This is a genomic window from Pseudarthrobacter phenanthrenivorans Sphe3, from assembly GCF_000189535.1.
In the GTDB taxonomy this organism is placed as follows: Bacteria; Actinomycetota; Actinomycetes; order Actinomycetales; family Micrococcaceae; genus Arthrobacter; species Arthrobacter phenanthrenivorans.
Genome location: NC_015145.1, coordinates 880,931 through 900,603 on the forward strand (window position 1 = coordinate 880,931; position 19,673 = coordinate 900,603).

The 19,673-nt window shown below is 64.9% G+C and carries 18 protein-coding genes, 1 tRNA gene and 1 pseudogene; 14 read left to right on the forward strand and 6 right to left on the reverse strand.

The features are described from left to right. Positions 1-177: 177 nt before the first annotated feature. Positions 178-1,821 (forward strand): ABC-F family ATP-binding cassette domain-containing protein, encoded by a 1,644-nt coding sequence (locus tag ASPHE3_RS04150; protein ID WP_013599978.1) that lies wholly within the window; start codon positions 178-180, stop codon positions 1,819-1,821. Then, entirely contained in the window at positions 1,818-3,731 is a 1,914-nt protein-coding gene (locus tag ASPHE3_RS04155) for an ABC transporter ATP-binding protein (RefSeq protein ID WP_013599979.1), read from the forward strand. Before ASPHE3_RS04150 ends, ASPHE3_RS04155 begins: the two co-directional genes overlap by 4 nt. On the opposite strand, the gene ASPHE3_RS04160 is transcribed toward ASPHE3_RS04155, so the two are convergent. The 3 genes from ASPHE3_RS04160 to ASPHE3_RS04170 form a co-directional block, all read right to left on the reverse strand. Beyond that, a complete protein-coding gene (locus ASPHE3_RS04160) occupies positions 3,728-4,153 on the reverse strand; it encodes an NUDIX hydrolase (RefSeq protein ID WP_041651969.1) in 426 nt (141 codons plus the stop codon). The two genes, ASPHE3_RS04155 and ASPHE3_RS04160, sit on opposite strands and share 4 nt — an antisense overlap. Further along, positions 4,150-4,647, reverse strand: coding sequence for a DUF6314 family protein (locus ASPHE3_RS04165; protein WP_013599981.1), 498 nt, complete (start codon positions 4,645-4,647; stop codon positions 4,150-4,152). Before ASPHE3_RS04165 ends, ASPHE3_RS04160 begins: the two co-directional genes overlap by 4 nt. A gap of 1 nt (position 4,648) precedes the next feature. Then, a tRNA-Arg gene (locus ASPHE3_RS04170) sits at positions 4,649-4,721 on the reverse strand. A gap of 82 nt (positions 4,722-4,803) precedes the next feature. Here ASPHE3_RS04170 and ASPHE3_RS04175 point away from each other — a divergent pair. Beyond that, positions 4,804-5,622, forward strand: a complete 819-nt coding sequence (locus ASPHE3_RS04175; RefSeq protein WP_013599982.1) for a DUF998 domain-containing protein — start codon at positions 4,804-4,806, stop codon at positions 5,620-5,622. Here ASPHE3_RS04175 and ASPHE3_RS04180 read toward each other — a convergent pair. Next, positions 5,551-6,180 (reverse strand): hypothetical protein, encoded by a 630-nt coding sequence (locus ASPHE3_RS04180; protein ID WP_013599983.1) that lies wholly within the window; start codon positions 6,178-6,180, stop codon positions 5,551-5,553. The genes ASPHE3_RS04175 and ASPHE3_RS04180 overlap by 72 nt on opposite strands. 32 nt (positions 6,181-6,212) lie before the next feature. Between ASPHE3_RS04180 and ASPHE3_RS04185 the strand changes: the two genes are divergently transcribed. The 7 genes from ASPHE3_RS04185 to sucD all read left to right on the forward strand — a co-directional run bounded on the left by ASPHE3_RS04185 (position 6,213) and on the right by sucD (position 13,967). Continuing rightward, positions 6,213-7,043, forward strand: a complete 831-nt coding sequence (locus ASPHE3_RS04185; RefSeq protein ID WP_013599984.1) for an inositol monophosphatase family protein — start codon at positions 6,213-6,215, stop codon at positions 7,041-7,043. Positions 7,044-7,140: 97 nt separating this feature from the next. Then, the gene (gene pcrA, locus ASPHE3_RS04190; protein ID WP_041651970.1) at positions 7,141-9,639 is read left to right on the forward strand and encodes a DNA helicase PcrA; all 2,499 of its coding nucleotides are present in this window, start codon (positions 7,141-7,143) and stop codon (positions 9,637-9,639) included. A gap of 15 nt (positions 9,640-9,654) precedes the next feature. Continuing rightward, positions 9,655-10,563: a glycosyltransferase gene (locus tag ASPHE3_RS04195; RefSeq protein ID WP_013599986.1), complete on the forward strand. Its 909-nt coding sequence runs from the start codon at positions 9,655-9,657 to the stop codon at positions 10,561-10,563. Positions 10,564-10,587: 24 nt separating this feature from the next. Continuing rightward, entirely contained in the window at positions 10,588-10,947 is a 360-nt protein-coding gene (locus ASPHE3_RS04200) for a glycosyltransferase (protein WP_302050774.1), read from the forward strand. Positions 10,948-10,953: 6 nt separating this feature from the next. After that, positions 10,954-11,661: a hypothetical protein gene (locus ASPHE3_RS04205; protein WP_041651971.1), complete on the forward strand. Its 708-nt coding sequence runs from the start codon at positions 10,954-10,956 to the stop codon at positions 11,659-11,661. 222 nt (positions 11,662-11,883) lie between these two features. After that, on the forward strand, positions 11,884-13,053 hold the full coding sequence (sucC, locus tag ASPHE3_RS04210; RefSeq protein WP_013599989.1) for an ADP-forming succinate--CoA ligase subunit beta: 1,170 nt from the start codon (positions 11,884-11,886) through the stop codon (positions 13,051-13,053). A gap of 11 nt (positions 13,054-13,064) precedes the next feature. Next, entirely contained in the window at positions 13,065-13,967 is a 903-nt protein-coding gene (gene sucD, locus ASPHE3_RS04215) for a succinate--CoA ligase subunit alpha (RefSeq protein WP_013599990.1), read from the forward strand. Positions 13,968-14,111: 144 nt separating this feature from the next. Here sucD and ASPHE3_RS04220 read toward each other — a convergent pair whose 3' ends face one another. Together ASPHE3_RS04220 and ASPHE3_RS04225 are read right to left on the reverse strand one after the other, a co-directional pair. After that, positions 14,112-14,594: an SRPBCC family protein gene (locus ASPHE3_RS04220; protein WP_013599991.1), complete on the reverse strand. Its 483-nt coding sequence runs from the start codon at positions 14,592-14,594 to the stop codon at positions 14,112-14,114. Positions 14,595-14,610: 16 nt separating this feature from the next. Further along, the gene (locus ASPHE3_RS04225; protein ID WP_409372047.1) at positions 14,611-14,961 is read right to left on the reverse strand and encodes an ArsR/SmtB family transcription factor; all 351 of its coding nucleotides are present in this window, start codon (positions 14,959-14,961) and stop codon (positions 14,611-14,613) included. A 140-nt stretch (positions 14,962-15,101) separates the two neighbouring features. On the opposite strand from ASPHE3_RS04225, the gene ASPHE3_RS04230 reads away from it, so the two are divergent. From ASPHE3_RS04230 to iolD, 4 genes and pseudogenes are all read left to right on the forward strand, one after another. Then, complete coding sequence (locus ASPHE3_RS04230) at positions 15,102-15,506, forward strand: tautomerase family protein (RefSeq protein ID WP_013599993.1); 405 nt, start codon at positions 15,102-15,104, stop codon at positions 15,504-15,506. 186 nt (positions 15,507-15,692) lie between these two features. Beyond that, positions 15,693-16,718 carry a 5-dehydro-2-deoxygluconokinase gene (gene iolC / locus ASPHE3_RS04235; protein ID WP_013599994.1) on the forward strand — a complete coding sequence of 342 codons (1,026 nt, stop codon included), beginning with the start codon at positions 15,693-15,695 and terminating at the stop codon, positions 16,716-16,718. After that, positions 16,715-17,650 (forward strand): annotated as a pseudogene (locus ASPHE3_RS04240) (Cgl0159 family (beta/alpha)8-fold protein). Before iolC ends, ASPHE3_RS04240 begins: the two are co-directional and overlap by 4 nt. 34 nt (positions 17,651-17,684) lie before the next feature. Next, positions 17,685-19,634, forward strand: coding sequence for a 3D-(3,5/4)-trihydroxycyclohexane-1,2-dione acylhydrolase (decyclizing) (iolD, locus tag ASPHE3_RS04245; RefSeq protein ID WP_013599996.1), 1,950 nt, complete (start codon positions 17,685-17,687; stop codon positions 19,632-19,634). Positions 19,635-19,673 lie beyond the last annotated feature (39 nt).

Consider the following 19,673-nt stretch of genomic DNA (forward strand, 5'->3'; position numbering starts at 1 on the left):
GTGTTTCGGCTATGCTTGATGGTCGAGCCCGTTGGTCCGTACACCCCCCAAGTCCGGACCAGCGGGTTCTTTCATGTCCTGCCGCCGGTGCCCCTGCTTTCCGGCGCCCGGCATGGCCACTGCCGGCCAGGTTCCGGCAGGAAACCCGTTGCGGGCGCAGCGGCGAAAGGATGAACGATGACTGCAACCCTCGTCGCCAAGGACGTCTCCGGCGGCCATGACCACAGGCAGCTCTTTTCGGGCCTTTCCCTGACAGTCGCCCCTGGGGACGTGGTGGGCGTGGTGGGTGCCAACGGTGCAGGAAAATCCACGCTGCTGCGGCTCTTGGCCGGCGTGGACCAGCCTCAGGAAGGGGCAGTCCACCTTGCTCCGGCGGACGCCTTCGTGGGGTGGCTTCCGCAGGAACACGAACGCGTTCCAGGCGAAACCGTTGCCGGCTACATCGCCCGGCGGACGGGGTGCGCGCAGGCCACCCTTGACATGGAATCCACCGCAGAAGCCCTCGGTTCCGGCACGCCGGGAGCCGACGACGCTTACGCGCTGGCCTTCGACAGGTGGATGGCTTCCGGTGCTGCCGACCTGGAGGACAGGATTCCGGCTGTATTGGCGGACTTGGGGCTGGACACCGGCCCGGAGGCCGCCATGACCGGCCTCTCCGGCGGGCAGGCCGCACGGGTGGCGTTGGCGGCGCTGCTGCTGAGCCGGTTCGACGTGGTCCTGCTCGACGAACCCACCAATGACCTGGACCTGGAGGGCCTCGCCAAACTGGAGGACTTCGTCACCGGGTTGCGCGGTGGCGTGGTGCTGGTGAGCCATGACCGGGAGTTCCTGGCCCGTTGCGTCACCACCGTCGTAGAGCTGGACCTGGCGCAGAACACCGTGGCCGTGTACGACGGCGGCTATGACGCCTTCCTTGAGGAACGCGCGGTTGCGCGCCGGCATGCCCGCGAGAAGTACGACGAGTTCGCCGCCACCAAGGCGGATCTGGTCTCCCGGGCGCGGACGCAGCGCGAATGGAGTTCCCAAGGCGTCCGGAACGCCATGAAGAAGAGCCCGGACAATGACAAGATCCGCCGCGCCGCCAGCACCGAGTCCTCCGAGAAGCAGGCCCAAAAGGTGCGGCAGATGGAGTCCCGGATAGCGCGGCTGGACGTGGTGGAGGAGCCTCGCAAGGAATGGCAGCTGCAGTTCTCCATCGGCAAGGCACCGCGCTCCAGCTCCGTAGTGGCCACGCTCCGCGACGCCGTGGTCCAGCAGGGTCATTTCACGCTTGGCCCCGTCAATCTTCAGCTCAATGCAGGGGAGCGGATAGGCATCACCGGTCCCAACGGTGCCGGAAAGTCCACCCTGTTGCGCCTGCTGTTGGGCGCCATCGAGCCGGCTTCCGGCAGTGCGGCCATGGGTGCCTCAGTGGCCATCGGTGAGATCGACCAGGCCCGCGGGCTGCTGGCCGGCCACCTGACCCTGGCAGACGCCGTCGAGGCCGTCCTGGTGGACCTGAACCCGGCAGAGGTCCGCACCCTCCTGGCAAAGTTCGGACTTAAGGCGGACCACACGGCCCGCACTGTTGAGTCCTTGTCTCCCGGCGAACGGACCCGGGCCGCCCTGGCCCTTCTCCAGGCCCGCGGCGTTAACCTCCTGGTCCTGGACGAGCCCACCAACCACCTGGACCTTCCGGCCATCGAACAGCTGGAAGAGGCACTGGAAAGCTACGACGGCGCACTGCTGCTGGTCACCCATGACCGCAGGCTGCTGGAGAACGTGCGGCTGGATGTACGTTGGGTTGTTGAGAACGGCACGGTAGAGGAGCAGCAGCAATGAGCATGGAAGGGGTGGCCTGGAACTCCCTGTACAAGATCACCCGGGCCAAGAGCGGTTCCGAGCCTTTCTCCAAAGCAACCCTGAAACGGGTCCTGGGCTTCGCCCGGCCGCACCGGGGCAAACTCATCGCCTTCGTGGTCCTGTCCGTGGTGATGGCGTTCCTGGCCGTGGCCACGCCTGTCCTCGCCGGGCAGGTAGTGGACGCAATCGTGGCCAAGGCCGCCGCGGAGGAAGTGGTCCGCCTTGCGGTGCTGATCGCCGTCGTGGCTGTTGCCGAGGCCGGCCTGGGGATGGTCAGCCGCTGGCTTTCCTCCACCATTGGTGAAGGCGTCATCGTGGACCTGCGCACCCGCGTCTTCGACCATGTGCAGAAGATGCCGATTGCTTTCTTCACCCGCACCCGCACAGGCGCCCTGGTCAGCAGGCTCAACAACGATGTCATCGGTGCCCAGTCGGCGTTCGCCGGCACGCTGTCCGGCGTGGTCAGCAATGTGGTGGCCTTGATCCTGACCCTGGTCGTCATGCTGGGCACGTCCTGGCAGGTGACAGTCCTCGCTATGATCCTGCTGCCTGTCTTCCTCATCCCCGCCCGGCGGATGGGGTCGAAGCTCGCGGACCTGCGCCGGGAGGCGGCGGAACACAATGCCGCCATGGGCACGCAGATGACCGAGCGCTTCTCCGCTCCGGGCGCCACCCTGGTCAAGCTTTTCGGCCGCCCGGACGAGGAGTCCCGTGAATTCGCCGTCCGCGCCGGCCGGGTCCGGGACATCGGCGTCCGCACCGCCATGCTGCAGTTCACCTTCGTCACGGCACTGACGCTTGTCTCAGCGCTCGCGCTCGCCTTGGTGTACGGGCTGGGCGGCTGGTACGCCATCACCGGTCAACTCGCCGCGGGCGATGTTGTGGTGCTGGCGCTGCTGCTCACCCGCCTCTACGCCCCGCTCACCGCGCTGTCCAACGCACGGGTGGAAATTATGAGTGCCCTCGTGAGCTTCGAGCGCGTGTTCGAAATCCTGGACCTGAAGCCGCTGATCCAGCAGAAACCGGATGCCGTTGCTGTTCCGGCCGGCCCGGTCTCCGTTGAGTTCGACGACGTGCGCTTCGCCTACCCCTCGGCGGACAAGGTGTCGCTGGCTTCACTGGAGGAAGTGTCCACGCTGGACACGCGGGGCGGGGAAGAAGTGCTCCACGGCATCAGCTTCCGCGTGGAGCCCGGCCAGACGGTGGCGCTGGTAGGTTCCTCCGGTGCCGGAAAATCCACTATTGCCCAGCTGCTGGCACGGCTCTACGACGTTGATTCCGGTGCCGTACGGCTGGGCGGCACCGTGCCGGGGACAGGCGTTGACCTGCGGGACGTCACCTTTGATTCCCTGCGTGAGACCCTGGGCATGGTGACCCAGGACGGCCACCTCTTCCACGAAACGATTGCCTCCAACCTTCGGCTTGCCAGGCCGGATGCCACAGAAGCGGAAATGTGGGAGGCCATCCGTCAGGCCAGGCTGGAAACTATGATCCGTTCCCTGCCGGAAGGGCTGGACACTGTGGTGGGTGAGCGCGGCTACCGGCTCTCCGGCGGTGAACGCCAGCGCCTCACCATTGCCCGGCTGCTGATCGCCCAGCCCCGGGTGGTCATCCTGGACGAGGCGACAGCGGCGCTCGACTCGACGAATGAAGCCGCTGTGCAGGCTGCCTTGGGGGCCGCGCTGGAGGGGCGCACCGCCGTCGTGATTGCCCACCGCCTGTCCACCGTCCGCGCTGCGGACGCAATCCTGGTGGTGGAGGACGGCCGCATTGTGGAGCGCGGGACGCACACCGAACTGCTGGCCGCAGAGGGCAGGTACGCCGAGCTCTACCGGACGCAGTTCAACGAGGCCACGGCGGTGGCCCAGGAGGCGGTTCCCGAGTTCTAGCCGCCCGTCATGGCAGCGCCGCCGGGCCGGGTGGTGAGCTCCGGAAGGATGTGGTCCGTGAGCAGCGGGGCGAGGTCCTCGGTGTGGTCCGCGTCGAGGTCCAGCCAGCGGATCTCCGCGATCTCCCCCGCAGGATGGGCCGTCCACGTTCCCGGAGCTGTGAAGACCGTCGCTTCGATATCCGTGGCGGCCTCATTGGCGGCGTCCGCGATCCACACGCCCATCAGCTGCAGGTCCCGCGGGTCAAGGACAATGCCCACTTCTTCCGCGAGTTCCCGCGCTGCCGCCTGGACCGCTGTTTCGCCTGCTTCCGGTTTCCCGCCCGGGTGCATGAACATGGCGGTGCCGCGCTTCCTGACGGTCAGGAGCCGGCCGGCGTCATCGAAGACGCAAACAGCGGAGACCACAATTCGCTCTTTCACGCCTCCCCGCCTTCCAGCCGGACCAGCCGGGATGTGAGCAGCAGGTCCTTCCGGGGTCCCCTAACGTCCCAGGTGTAGCTGAACCTGTCCTGGTCCCCGAAAGCGTAGGCCACCCGGTAGGTGTCGGGATCGCACCAGTGGCTGTCCGAGTTGGCTGCCGGCGTAAAGCTCATCCGGTGGAAGGGGCGGCCGTCCGGGAAGAACACATCCAGTGCGTCCGGACGGTCGGTGGTTTTCAGCAGGTATTCGCGGGAGGCGGGGCCGGTGAAGGTGGGCCAGCGCATGGTGCCTTCCTCGTGAAGGTCCAGGCCGCCGTCGTCCGTGGGAACAAAATGCACGACGCCGGAAAAAGTTCCGCGGGTGCCCTCTGTACGGTCCAGGAGGTCCCGGTGGACCGTCCACTGTCCCGCCCCAGCGGCGAGCCTGGCGGCGCCGGGGTGGGGTGTGCCCAGGAGATAGGCGCGGAGTGCGAACTCCGGGGGAGTAGCGTTCAAGTGCCCTCGATTGGAATCGAACCAACGACACCGGCTTTAGGAGAGCCGTGCTCTATCCACTGAGCTACGAGGGCCTGCGTCCGTTGGATCGGCGGGCCAGTCCGGCCGGACACGGTTACAAGCATACAAGGTGCGGCGCCGTACTACGCTCAAGGCATGAGTTCAGCCCCCTCTGCCGCCCCCGCAGCCGCGTTTATTCCGGATACGGTTTCCACCCGCCAGTACATCGGTGCCTGGTCGGTGCTGAGCGTACTGCAGTATTTTGCGGCGGAGGCGGCGGTGATCGGGGCCTGGGCCGGCCCCAAACCCTATGACCTGCGGACCGGCTACATCAGCGACCTTGGCGCCCTGAACTGCGGCGTCTTTGACGGACGCGAGGTCTGTTCCCCATTGAACTGGCTGATGAATGCCTCATTCGTGGTACAGGGCCTCGGCATGCTGCTGGGGGCCTTTTTGCTGAGCTCCGGGCTGCTGTGCGTGGCGGCACGCTCGGATCTGCGCCTGCAGCCGCGGCGCAAGCCCTGGCTGGCGGCTGTCTGGGTGCGCATCCTGACCGGGACCGCCGGGGCCGGGACTGTCATTGTGGGGCTGGTGCCCGAGGACGCAGGGTCCGGCTGGCACATCGCTGGCGCGGTGATGTACTTCCTCGCCGGGGCCGCCGCCTTGCTTGTCCTGGGCATCCTCTGGCTGCGGAAGACAAATTTCGCCTGGTTCATCCTGGTGTGCGGTGCTGTGTCACTGGCCGCCCTCGCGACGGGCGGCCTGACGGGGATGGACGTTCCCGAGCCCGGCACGCTGGAGCGTCTCATGGGGTACCCAGTCACCCTGGGGATGGCCACTGCGGGACTGGTTATTGCCCGGCAGGTCCACCGCCACCGCAAGGAGGTGCGTGCCTGCCGGTCCTCAGCGCGCCGCTTTGGGTTTGCGGGCGCCGAGGAAGACAGCGGCGGCACCCGCCAGCAGGCTCAGGACTAGAAGCACCCAACCGGCTACGGTGAGTCCGGACGCCAAGGCCACCTGTCCGGCGTCGGCAGTTTCTGCTGCCATCACGCTGTCTATGGTCACGTTGCCCCAGAGCCGGACCACGACGAACAGCAGGGGCAAGGCCCACAGTGACCAGCGGAGCGCTTTGCGGGCAACGTTCGTCCCGATCAGCAGCAGCCAGGTGAACCCGAAGATGAGGGGGAACAGGGTGCCTGCTGTTTTGTGGACGTAGTTGAGCTGGCCCCGGGCGTCGTCGTCCATCGCCGAGTGCAGTTGGCCGATATAAGCGGGGTCGAAGCCGCCAATAAGCGAATCAGGCATTGCCAGGCCGCCGGAAAGCTGCCGGAGCTGTTCCAGCGTCAGCAGGTGCAGGTACCAGAACAGGAACAGGCTGGCCACCACCCCTGCGATCAGAATCAGGTTGCTGTTGCTTTGGGCTTTCTCCGGAGTACGTGCCGTGGTGGGGTTCACCGCCGGAGGAAGGTGGTGCTGCGGGACAACCGCCTTGGAGCCGTGCTTCTTGATCCGCTGCGCAGGTGTCTTGGCCATGGCACCATTATCCAGCCCCATAAACTGAAGCCATGACCATTGGCCGGCACAGCGCTGTTGAACTTGACCCCTCCCTGGACGATCATCAGTTGGCGGCTGCGCTGGTGCGTGAGGCCGGGCAGCTGGCGCTCCTGATGCGGATGGCAGGGCTGCAGTCGCAGCAAAAGACTTCCATCTCGGACGTGGTGACCGCTGCTGACCACGCCGCCGAAGCCTATGTCCTGGAGCAGCTGCAGCGCTGCCGCCCTCACGACGGCATCCTGGGCGAGGAAGGAGCCTCCGTACAGGGCACCAGCGGCCGTACCTGGGTGATTGACCCCGTGGACGGCACCTACAACTTCCTGCACGGCTCCACCTACTGGTGCTCGGCCATCGCGCTGAAGGACCAGTCCGACGTGCTGCTGGGCGCAATCTTCCAGCCTGAGGAGGACAAGCTGTGGCTCGGCGGCCGGGCACATCCCGCCACCCTGAACGGCGACCCCCTCACGGTGTTCCATGACAACAAGGGGGAACGCAATGCAACCCCCGTTGCGGAGTTGGGCGCCGCCACCTACATCCACCCCACGTGGTTGATGGACCCTTTGTGCGCCATGCCCTGGCATGCGGCGGCCACGTCCGCCGCTGCACTGCGGATGCTCGGTTCCGGCTCCTGCGACCTTGGCCGGGTAGCCGACGGCCAGATCGGCTGCTGGTTCCAACACAGCTGCCCGGAATGGGACTGGCTGCCCGGCAAAGCGATCGTGCGGGCTGCCGGCGGGGCAGTGGACACAGTCCGCGTGAACGGCCTTGAGTGGTTCATGGCAGGAGGAACGACGGCGGTACGGGAGTTGCGTGCCGCCCTCGAGTCGGGCTCGGTGGCCTAGGGATTCACGCACGCCCCACCTGCCCTATGTGGATAACGGCCTCTAATCCACAGGCTGGAACTGTGTGTCTGCCCCACCGCCTAGACTTGTAGGCACCATGGATATGTTGTTTGACCCGTACTCTGACGGACCGTTCAAAGCTGCTCCCGCCGCGGCTGCCCGCACCAAATCGCCGTCCGAAGGCGCCGCAGCGGCATCCGCGACGGGCGGCAGCGTCCGCCTGGACCGGGCACCGGAAGGGAAAGATCAGGGCAGCCGCAGGCCTGGCGCGGCCCAACTCCTGGAAGGGCTGAACCCCCAGCAGGAGGAAGCGGTCAAGCATGCGGGCCCGGCGCTTCTGATCGTGGCCGGAGCCGGGTCAGGAAAAACCCGCGTCCTCAGTAACAGGATTGCCTACCTCATCGCCACGGGCCGGGCGCACCACGGCGAAATCCTTGCCATTACCTTCACCAACAAGGCCGCTGCCGAGATGCGGGAACGCATCGAGGCCCTGGTGGGCGGACGCGCCAAGATCATGTGGATTTCAACGTTCCACTCCTCCTGCGTTCGGATCCTGCGCCAGGAAGCCGCCAACGTTGGCCTGAAGTCGAACTTCTCCATCTATGACTCCGCCGATTCGCTGCGGCTGGTTACGCAGGTGTCCAAAGGACTGGACCTGGACCCCAAGAAGTTTGCACCGAAGGCCATCCAGCACAAGATCTCGGCGTTGAAGAACGAACTTATCGACGTTGATTCCTACGCCTCGGCCGCGAACTACAACGATCCGTTCGAGCAGGCGGTGGCGGACGTCTACAAGGGGTACACCCAGAGGCTGCGCCAGGCGAACGCCATGGACTTTGACGACCTCATTGCCGAGACCGTCTACATGTTCCGGGCGTTCCCGGCGCTGGCCGAGTCCTACCGCCGGCGGTTCCGGCATGTGCTGGTGGATGAATACCAGGACACCAACCACGCCCAGTACGCCCTGGTACGGGAGATCGTGGGGCAGGGGCCGGGGGCATCCGAGCTCACCGTTGTGGGTGATTCCGACCAGTCCATCTACGCCTTCCGCGGGGCCGACATCCGCAACATCGTGGAGTTCGAGAAGGACTATCCCGAAGCCCGGACCATCAAGCTGGAGCAGAACTACCGCTCCACCCAGAACATCCTCAGCGCGGCCAATTCGGTGATTTCCCGGAACCCGAACAGGCCCGAAAAGAGGTTGTGGACCGCCGAGGGCGAGGGCCACAAGATCATCGGCTACGTCGGTGAAAACGAGCATGACGAGGCCCAGTTCATCGCCAAGGAGATCGACAGGCTCCAGGATGAGGACAACCTCCGTCCCGGGGATGTCGCGATTTTTTACCGGACCAACGCGCAATCCCGCTCCATTGAAGATGTCCTTGTCCGGGTGGGCCTGCCCTACAAGGTGGTGGGCGGCACGCGCTTCTATGAGCGCAAGGAAATCAAGGATGCCCTTGCCTACCTTCGGGTGCTGGTGAACCCGGACGACGACGTCAACCTCCGCAGGGTGCTTAACGAACCCAAGCGGGGCATCGGCGACCGTGCCGAAGGGGCCGTTGCTGCCCTTGCCCAGCGCGAACGCACGTCTTTCATGGCTGCCGCCCGGCGTGCCGACCAGGCTCCCGGGATGGCCACGCGTTCCGTCAACGCAGTGCTCGGCTTTGTTAAGCTCCTGGACGACCTGGCAGAGGTGGCAGCCGGATCCGGCGCCGCGGCAGCGCTGGAAGCAGTCCTGGAGCAGACCGGCTACCTTGCCACGCTGCGGTCCAGCACTGACCCCCAGGACGAATCCCGCGTGGAAAACCTGGCGGAACTTGTCGCCGTCGTGCGCGAATACGAACAGGAGAACCCGGAAGGGACGCTGGAAGCATTCCTTGAGCAGGTTTCCCTGGTGGCAGATGCTGACCAGATCCCCGATGCGCCCGGTGCGGATATTGACGAGGCGGTAGCTGAGGCCAAACGCCTGGGCGTCGTCACCCTGATGACGCTGCACACCGCCAAAGGCCTCGAGTTCCCTGTGGTGTTCCTGACCGGCATGGAGCATGGACTCTTCCCGCACCAGCGCTCGGCCACCGACCCCAAGGAACTGGCGGAGGAGCGACGGCTTGCCTATGTAGGGCTCACACGCGCCCGGAAACGGCTTTACGTCACACGCTCCGAGGTCCGCAGCATGTGGGGCCAAAGCCAGTACAACCCCGCAAGCCAGTTCCTGGAGGAGATCCCGGCCGAGCTCCTGGAATGGAAACGCGAAGGAACCAGCCGCCAGGCCGGCTGGGGAAACAGCGGCTCCATCGGGTCCGGCCGCTACAGCGGGTCCTTCTGGGGCGCCGGGACGGCAAGGGGCGCCGCGGCTGATTCATCAGCCGGCTTCAATGCCGATGTCCCTGCGGTCGTTGCCCGGAACCGGGTTCAGCCGCAGAAGGAAATCATTGCTGTGAGCGTGGGGGACAAGGTCAACCACACGAGTTTTGGCAATGGTACGGTCCTGGCCCTGGAAGGGGCGGGGGACAAGACCGTGGCGAAGGTGAAGTTCGACGTCGGCGAGAAACGCCTGCTCCTGCGGTACGCGCCGCTGACGAAACTCAGCGCCTAGCAACCGGAGCGGACCATGAACATCCTGTTCGCGAGCCAAGCAATCGACGGCCACTTCAATCCGATGACCGGAGTGGCCATGAAGCTGAAGGAGCGAGGACATGATGTCCGCTGGTACACGGGGCCGGTGTTCGCCCGAAAGCTCCAGGACCTCGGAATTCCCATCCTTCCCTTCAAACGGGCCATTGAGCACCGCGCCGACAACCTCTTCGAGCTGTACCCGGAACGGGCAAAACTCAACGGACCCATGGCTATCGGTTTTGACGGTGAAAAGATCTTCGCCAGCAACATCAGCAACTTCTTTGAGGACATCCGGGAGCTGGACCGGGAATTCCCCTTCGACGTCCTGGTAGTGGACCACTCCATGTTCATCCAGCGGCTCGTTGCGCACCTGCTGGCCAAGCCGGTAGTGAATGTAGTGGTGATTCCCAATATGGAAAGCGATCCGCTGGTGCCCCCACTCTTCTTCGGCTTCCGGCCGCCGCGGAACCCTGCCGAGAAGGCGCTGCAGGGCATGGCCGGGCTGCTGTCGGACAAAGTGATTCTCCGCGCTGCCCACCAGAGCTACCAGCGCCAGCACAGCTTCTATGGGCTGGACGTGCCCAAAGGGGCCAGGCTCACCGACGATGCCTACCGGTGCTCGGATGCCATCATCCAGGCCGGCACCGAGTCCCTCGACTTTCCGCGCCGCAATAGGAACCCGAAAGTGAAATATGTCGGGGCCCTCCTGCCCTTCCGGCCACCCGGTGATACCGACCCGGAAGACCTGCCGCGCGGATACCGGACCACCATTGTGCTCACCCAGGGCACAATGGACAACGCGGACCAGAACAAACTGATCATTCCCGCGCTGGAAGCGCTGAAGGACATGGACGCACTGGTCATCGTGGCAACCGGCGGCAGGAAGACCGCGGAGCTGCGTTAGCGCTATCCGCAACCGCACATCCACATCAGGGACTACGTGGACTTTGGCGCGGCCTTTGGATCCACGGATGTCTTCATCACCAACGGCGGGTTTGGCGGTGTACAGCTGGCACTCTCGGCAGGCGTCCCGCTGGTGGTGTCGGGCATCAACGAGGGCAAGAGTGACGTCAATGCACGGGTGGAGTACGCCGGTGCCGGCATCAACCTGCGGACCGAGGCGCCCTCGCCGGAGAAGATCCGTGCGGCTGTGCGTTCCATCCTTGCTGACCCGCAGTGGAAGAACCGGGCTCAACAGATGCGGGAAGACTTCGCACGGCAGGATCCGGCGCAGGCAGCAGCAGAGGTCATCGAAAGTGTCCCCGGCTCCAGGCGGCTGCCGCAGTAACGCATAATGGGTGCCATGCGACGGATTGTGTGGGGGATGGCCGCCGCGCTGTCCCTGATGGCCGCAACGGCTTGTTCGGTCACCGTTGAGGACCCCGGTTATGAGCCTCCGCCGCCCCTTCCACCCCTGGAGCAGTTGAAGCAGGCAGCGTTGGTGGATCCCCAGGATTTCTCGGGCACCGACGACCTCCTCGCGTTTGTTACGGAGGACCGGACAGTAGCGTGTTTCCTGACGTCAGCCCGCGGCGCCCACATCAACCTCCCGTACGGGCAAAACGGCTTCAGCGACAGCGAGAACAACAAACTGGCCATTGTGCCGGTAGCCCACTGCGAGCTGGCCACCTACCCCAAGCCGGACCAGGGCGACGTGGAAGATGACTGCGCGGGGACCAACCTCGGCTACCTGGGCGGGGTAGCGCTGCTCACGCCGGACGATGCACGGTACGGCGAATGCCGTTCCGGTGTCACACAAATGGAAGCAACGTACGGTCCAAAGGGAAACAAGACCGGTCCGATCGCGGAGTTGCCTGTCCTCGCGGAAGGCCAGAACCTCGAGCGCAACGGGCTGCGGTGTTCTGCGTACAACGGCGGGGTCGCGTGCGGAAACGTCTCAGCAGGCATCGGATTCTTCGTTTCCGCCGAACGTTACGAACTGATCTCCGTACCCCGCAGCAGCAGTTCGCCGGCCCCCGGCGAGCCCTCAAAATCCGCGTAAATCCGCGGTTTTTCTACGTTCCATAGAATAGTGTCGTTACTCACATAAGGGGTACTCTGGGACGGGCCGGTCCCTACAAAGGACTAGAGTTCCCAGTGGAGCATCACGCCGCGTGGCTCGTTTCCAACAGGGCCCCGGTGCGTGCAATTCCGCAGCCCGGTCATCGTCTTCGATGGTGTCCGACTGTACAGAAACTACTTCGACGTAGAAGGACACTAAACCGTGGACCTGTTTGAATACCAGGCGCGCGATATGTTCGAGGCGCACGGTGTACCCGTGCTTGCCGGCATCGTGGCGTACACCCCAGAAGAAGCAAAGGCAGCTGCCGAGAAGATCGGCGGCGTAACTGTCGTCAAAGCGCAGGTAAAGGTCGGCGGCCGCGGCAAGGCCGGCGGCGTCAAGGTTGCTAAGTCCGCGGATGAGGCATTTGAACACGCCACCAACATCCTGGGCATGGACATCAAGGGCCACACCGTCAAAAAGGTGATGATCGCCCAGGGCGCGGACATTGCCGAGGAATACTACTTCTCAGTCCTGCTGGACCGGGCAAACCGCAACTACCTGGCCATGTGCTCGGTTGAGGGCGGCATGGAAATCGAACAGCTCGCCGTCGAACGCCCGGAAGCCCTGGCCAAGATCGCCATCGATCCCGCCGTGGGCATTGACCAGGCCAAGGCTGACGAGATCGTCGCAGCCGCAGGCTTCCCCGAGGAACTGCGCGGCAAGGTCGCCGCCGTGATCCTCAAGCTGTGGGACGTCTTCAAGAAGGAAGACGCCACCCTGGTGGAGGTCAACCCACTGGTGAAGACCGGTGCCGGCGAAATCGTGGCCCTGGACGGCAAGGTCTCCCTCGATGAGAACGCCGAATTCCGCCACGCCAAGCACGCCCTCCTTGAGGACAAGGACGCTGCCGATCCCCTCGAGGCCAAGGCAAAGGCGCAGGACCTGAACTACGTCAAGCTCGACGGCGAAGTAGGCATCATCGGCAACGGCGCCGGCCTGGTCATGTCCACGCTCGACGTCGTTGCCTACGCTGGTGAAAACCACGGCAACGTCAAGCCCGCCAACTTCCTGGACATCGGCGGTGGAGCCTCCGCCGAGGTTATGGCCGCCGGCCTGGACGTCATCCTGGGTGACGAGCAGGTCAAGTCCGTGTTCGTGAACGTCTTTGGCGGCATCACCGCCTGTGACGCCGTCGCCAAGGGCATCGTGGGCGCGCTGGCCGAGCTCGGCCACACAGCGAACAAGCCGCTGGTAGTCCGCCTCGACGGCAACAACGTCGAGGAAGGCCGCCGGATCCTGAACGAGGCCAACCACCCGCTGGTAACCCTGGCCGCCACCATGGACGAGGGCGCCGACAAGGCCGCCGAGCTCGCCAACGCAGCGAAGTAAAGGGACGCACCATGTCTATTTATCTGAACAAGGACTCCAAGGTCATCGTCCAGGGCATCACCGGCGGCGAAGGCACCAAGCACACCGCCCTGATGCTGAAGGCCGGCACCAACATCGTGGGCGGCGTGAACGCCCGCAAGGCCGGCACCACCGTCCTGCACGGCGACAAGGAAATCACCGTCTTTGGCACCGTGAAGGAAGCCATGGCAGAAACCGGCGCTGACGTCTCCATCGTCTTCGTGCCGCCGGCATTCACCAAAGCTGCAGTGGTGGAGGCAATCGAAGCCGGCATCGGCCTCGTCGTCGTCATCACCGAAGGTGTTCCGGTCCAGGACTCCGCGGAGTTCTGGGCGCTGGCCCAGTCCAAGGTCGACGCCGACGGCAACCAGGTCACCCGCATCATTGGTCCGAACTGCCCCGGCATCATCACCCCCGGTGAATCCCTGGTGGGCATCACCCCTGCCAACATCACCGGCAAGGGCCCCATCGGCCTCGTTTCCAAGTCGGGCACCCTGACCTACCAGATGATGTACGAACTGCGCGACCTTGGCTTCTCCACCGCCATCGGCATCGGCGGCGACCCCATCATCGGCACCACCCACATCGACGCCCTGGCCGCGTTCGAGGCTGATCCCGAGACCAAGGCCATCGTCATGATCGGCGAAATCGGCGGCGACGCTGAAGAGCGTGCTGCCGACTTCATCAAGGCCAACGTCACCAAGCCGGTTGTCGGTTACGTTGCCGGCTTCACCGCCCCCGAAGGCAAGACCATGGGCCACGCAGGCGCCATCGTGTCCGGTTCCGCTGGAACGGCCCAGGCCAAGAAGGAAGCCCTTGAGGCCGCTGGCGTCAAGGTCGGCAAGACGCCGTCCGAGACCGCCAAGCTGCTGCGCGAGGTTTACGCAGCCCTCTAGGCTGCGAAGCAGTACAGCTGTAGAGCGGGGCGACCTGCCGGCCTTCGGGACGGCAGGTTGCCCCGCTTTTTTCTGTTAAGTACGACGACGGGAGGTCGCCTTCGTCCGCGAAGGTGACCTCCCGTCGTCGTCCCTTTTTTCGCTTCAGACCTTGGCCCCGCTGAGGAGTTCGTCCAGTCGCTCGTAGCCCTCGCTCATGCCGCCTTCCATTCCGGACTGTGCCATGCCGTCCCGCGCCTCCTGGCTGGGGTAGACAGAGTGGCCGCGCAGGCGGCACCGGCCGTTGCCCAGGTCCTCGAACGTCATGAATTCCAGGCTGACGACGTCCGGGTACCCGCCAAACTCAAAGGTCTGGATGGCGAACTCGTTCTCCCGGACCGTGTGGAAGATCCCCCTGAATTCATAGGGGACCCCCTCGGGCCCGGTGTGGAGGTAGCTGTAGCTGCCGCCGGTCCGGAAATCGTAATGGTCGATGTCCATCTTGTAGCCCCGCGGGCCCAGCCACTGGACGATCAGGTCCGGCTCCCTGTGGGCGCGGAATACATCGGCCACGGGGAAGTCGAACTCCCGCTCGTAGTCGATGAAAGGGACGCCTTCAGGAACGCTGAGTTTCAGGGAATTGCTCATGATGACTCCTTGGAGATTAGTCGCTGCCGGCTGCAGCATGTGATCTAAGTACGGCGTCGAGGTTGCGGAACTGCCCCTCGCGGACCAGCCTGTACTGGTCGATCCACGCTGTCAGTTCCTCAAGCCGCGCCGGGTTCAGGTGCACGGGCCGACGCTGTGCGTCCCTGCTGCGGGTCACCAGCCCCGCTAGCTCGAGCACCTGTATATGTTTCGAGACTGCCTGCTTGGAGATCTCGAACGGTTCTGCCAGTTCGTTCACAGTGGCCGGACCCCGGCTGAGCCGGGCGATGATACTGCGCCGGACGGGATCGGCCAGGGCCATGAAGGCCGAGTCCAAGGCCGCGCTGTCGGAGCTCACCGGGGCCATCCTTCATCAATCTTCGCGTTTATCAACCTTTCGGTTGTTTAAGAGTAGGCGTGTCTTGCTGCCTTTTCAAGCCTTTGGGTCTTGCTTCGGGCGGGGCGGCTTTGTTAGTATGTCAATACAAAGTCTCGAAGGAGAAGCGAATGCCGCTTGTACGCATTGATGTAAATGAAGGGCGCGGCAGGGAAGCGCTGCAGCAGCTCAGCCGGGGCATCCACGACGCCATCCTGGCTGAATACTCGATCCCCGAGAGGGACTACTTCCATATCCTCACCGAGCACCCAGAGGGGCAGATTTTTGCCCAGGATGCCGGCCTGGGGTTCGAGCGGACCCGGGATGTAGTAATGATCCAGATCTTCACGCAGGGTGGGCGATCGCAGGAAGCGAAACAGCGGTTGTTCGCTGCCGTGGCGGAAAAGCTCGGGGAGGTGGGCATCGCCGGGGAAGACGTGTTCATCGGCTATGTGGAGAACACTGCCGGCGACTGGTCCTTTGGATTTGGCCGTGCTCAATATGTCACCGGCGAACTGGCTGTACCCAAAAAGTAGGCCGTCCGTTTGGGATGGCCCGTCATTTCAGAGCGACCACGTCGCGTTGTAAGTATGTCAGTACAAACGTTTGACAGGACATCCAAGCTAGGGCAAAGTAGTGCCCGTGGCGTAAGTCACCGCAGCGAGTCCAGGGCTCCCTCATAACAGGTTTAGAGTTCCACATCAGAAAGGTCCACGATTACCGTGACCCACGAGCTTCTTACGATCGGGCGCATCAGCGTTGATATCTACCCGAACGACATTGGGGTTGACTTGGAGGACGTGACGTCCTTCGGAAAGTACCTTGGCGGCTCTCCGTCGAATGTCGCCGTCGCTGCAGCCAGGCACGGCCGCCGGACAGGTGTGATTACCCGCACCGGGGACGATGCGTTCGGAAAGTACCTCCACCGCGAACTGCACAAGTTCAACGTCGATGACACGTTCGTGTCACCCGTGGAGCAGTACCCGACGGCGGTGACCTTCTGTGCCATCAAGCCGGCTACGGACGAGTTCCCGCTGTACTTCTACGGACGGCTCCCCACGGCCCCGGACCTGCAGATCAAGGCAGAGGAATTGGACCTGGACGCCATCCGCGAGGCCGGTATTTTCTGGTCCACAGTAACGGGCCTGTGCCAGGAGCCCAGCCGCAGCGCGCACCTTTCCGCCCATGAGGCCCGTCCCCGCACCGGCCTGTCGAAGGGCCAGTTCACTATCCTGGACCTCGACTACCGGCCTATGTTCTGGGACTCGGAAGAAGAAGCCCGCGCCGAGGTGGCCAAGATCCTCCCGCATGTCACCGTTGCCATCGGCAATGACAAGGAATGTGCCGTGGCTGTGGGGGAGGGGACCCCTGACGAGCAGGCGGACCGCCTCCTGGCCGCCGGCGTGGAAATCGCCGTCGTCAAACTCGGCGCCGAGGGCGTGATGGCGAAGACCCGCACCGAGCGCGTGGTCTCCGCCCCGGTCCCGGTGGAAACACTGAACGGGCTTGGAGCCGGCGACTCCTTTGGCGGCGCGTTCTGTCACGGCCTGCTTTCGGGATGGCCGCTGGAACAGGTCCTCGACTACGCCAACGCCGCGGGTGCCATCGTCGCCTCCCGCCTCTCCTGCGCAGATGCCATGCCGACGCCGGAAGAGGTCAACACCCTGCTGGCCGAACGCGGCCGCACCGTGCCTGGCAGCGTTACGGGCGCCTCTGAGCAGCTTGCCACGGAAGGAGCCGCGCTGTGACCCTGACGCCCATTGCCTCCAACCACGCGGTCAATGACGATCCCCGCCGCTACGAACACCTGAGCACCATCCGGGCTGGAAGATCCGGACGCCGTTGCCCGCGCCGCCAGGCCCGCCGTCGCCATCCGGGACTGAAGTCCGGCCGGCAGAACTTCATCGTCGCTGCTGACCACCCCGCGCGCGGCGCCCTTGCCGTCGGAAGCGATCCGGTAGCCATGGCGGACCGCCGGCAGCTGCTGGACCGGTTGCAGGTCGCGCTGGCCAACCCGGCGGTTGACGGCGTCCTGGCCTCACCGGACATCATGGACGACCTGCTCCTGCTCGGAGCCCTGGACGGCAAGTTGGTGTTTGGCTCGATGAACCGTGGCGGTCTTGCCGGGCTGGTTAACGAGTTTGATGACCGCTTCACCGGGCACACCGCAGCAGCGCTTGAGGCCCTGGGCGCCGACGGCGGCAAGATGCTGACCCGCATCTGCCTGGGCGACCCCGATACCGTGGTGACCCTTGAGGCAACGGCAAAGGCCATTGACTCCCTGGCGGAGCGGAAGCTGATCGCCATGGTGGAGCCGTTCCTCTCGGTCCGCGAGAACGGCAGGGTCCGCAATGACCTCACGCCGAACGCCGTGATCAAGTCGATTGCCATCGCCGAAGGGTTGGGTTCCACCAGCGCCTATACCTGGATGAAGCTGCCAGTGGTGGCGGAGATGGAACGCGTTATGGCCGCCACCACCATGCCTACGGTGCTCCTGGGCGGGGACCCGGACAGCAGCCAGGATGAAGTTTTCGCCAGCTGGCAGGCAGCCCTTGCCCTTCCCGGAGTGCAGGGCCTGACCGTTGGCCGGACCCTCTTGTATCCCGCTGACGGGGACGTGGCAGGCGCCGTCGCCACCGCCGCTTCCCTTCTCAACCACACTTCAGAAGCATCGGAGTAGACCCACCATGGCACCAGTACAGGGAACCCGCCGCATGACGGTGGCGCAGGCGGTCGTCGAATACCTTTCCAGGCAGTACACCGTGGACTCGGTCAACGGGGTGGACTACCGGGAGCGCCTGATCCCGGGAACCTTCGGCATTTTCGGCCACGGCAACGTGGCCGGCGTGGGCCAGGCGCTGAAGCAGTACCAGCAGCTGGACCCGGCCATCATGCCCTACTACCAGGGCCGGAACGAGCAGGCCCAGGTGCACCAGGCCGTGGGGTATGCCCGGCACACACGCCGCCGCCAGACCTTCGCGGTCAGCACCTCCATCGGCCCGGGCTCGTCCAACCTGCTCACCGGCGCCGCGCTCGCCACCACCAACCGGCTTCCCGTGCTGCTGCTGCCCAGTGACACCTTTGCCACCCGCGCCGCGGACCCGGTCCTGCAGCAGCTCGAGCAGCCCTACGCCTACGACCTGACGGTCAATGACGCGTTCAGGCCGCTGTCCAAGTTCTTCGACCGGGTCAACCGGCCGGAGCAGCTGTTCTCCGCGTTCCACCACGGCCTGCGGGTCCTCACGGACCCTGCCGAGACCGGTGCCGTGACCATATCGCTGCCGCAGGACGTCCAGGCCGAGGCCTTCGACGTCCCGGAGGAGTTCCTGGCCGAGCGGGAGTGGCGGATCCGCCGCCCGGACGCGGAGGATGGCGACATCCGCCGTGCCGCCGAGGCGATCCGTGCCGCGAAGCGGCCGCTGATCATCGCTGGCGGCGGCGTCCTCTACGCCTATGCCAACGACGAGCTGGCGAAGTTCGTGGAGCTGACCGGCATTCCGGTGGGCAACACGCAGGCCGGCGTCGGCGTCCTGCCTTGGGATCACCGGTTCAGCCTCGGAGCCATCGGCTCCACGGGCACGACGGCGGCCAACGCCATCGCTGCCGAGGCGGACCTGGTCATCGGCATCGGCACCCGCTATGAGGACTTCACCACCGCGTCGCGGACCGCCTTTCAAAACCCTGACGTGCGCTTCATCAACATCAACGTCGCCCCGATCGACGCGTACAAGCACGGCACCACGCTGCCCATCGTGGCCGACGCCCGCAAGGCACTGGTCAAGCTCAACGCAGCCCTGGGCGGCTACCGCGTGGGCGCCGACCTGGAGCAGCAGGTCGCGGCCGAGAAGAAGCGCTGGGACGCCACGGTGGACGAAGCGTTCGACACCCGTCACACGCCCCTGCCGGCGCAGAACGAAATTATCGGCGCCACCTCCCGCGCCATGGACGCCCGCGACGTGGTCATCTGTGCCGCCGGGTCCCTGCCCGGTGACCTGCACAAGATGTGGCGGGTCCGGGACCCGTTCGGTTACCACGTCGAATATGCCTACTCCTGCATGGGTTATGAAATCCCCGGCGGCCTCGGCGTCAAGCGTGCGGTCCTCGCCGAAGCGGCAAGCACGACGGCGGCAGGCGGCGATGGCGCGGAGGTGCGGGACGTCGTCGTCATGGTGGGGGACGGCTCCTACCTGATGATGCACACGGAACTCGTCACCGCCGTCGCCGAACGCATCAAGCTGATCGTCGTCCTGATCCAGAACCACGGCTACGCCTCCATCGGCTCCCTGTCCGAATCCCTCGGCTCGCAGCGGTTCGGCACAAAGTACCGGGCACTGGATGAGGAACACCACAGCTTCGATGAAGGCGAGACCCTGCCCGTTGACCTGGCCCTGAATGCCCGGTCCCTGGGCGTGAAGGTGATCCGGATCGAACCGGGGGAGAAGGTCATCGCCGAACTCGAACAGGCCATCCGCGATGCGAAGGCAGCGCCTGAAGGTTCCGGCCCGATCCTGATCCACGTCGAGTCGGACCCGCTCCTGGACGCGCCGTCGTCGGAATCCTGGTGGGACGTTCCCGTCTCCCAGGTTTCCGAACTGGAATCCACCAAAGCGGCCTTCCAGACCTACACCGACCACAAGTCCCGCCAGCGCAAACTGCTCGGCTGACCCCCTGTCTCCTGACCCACCACGCACTCTCTTTACACC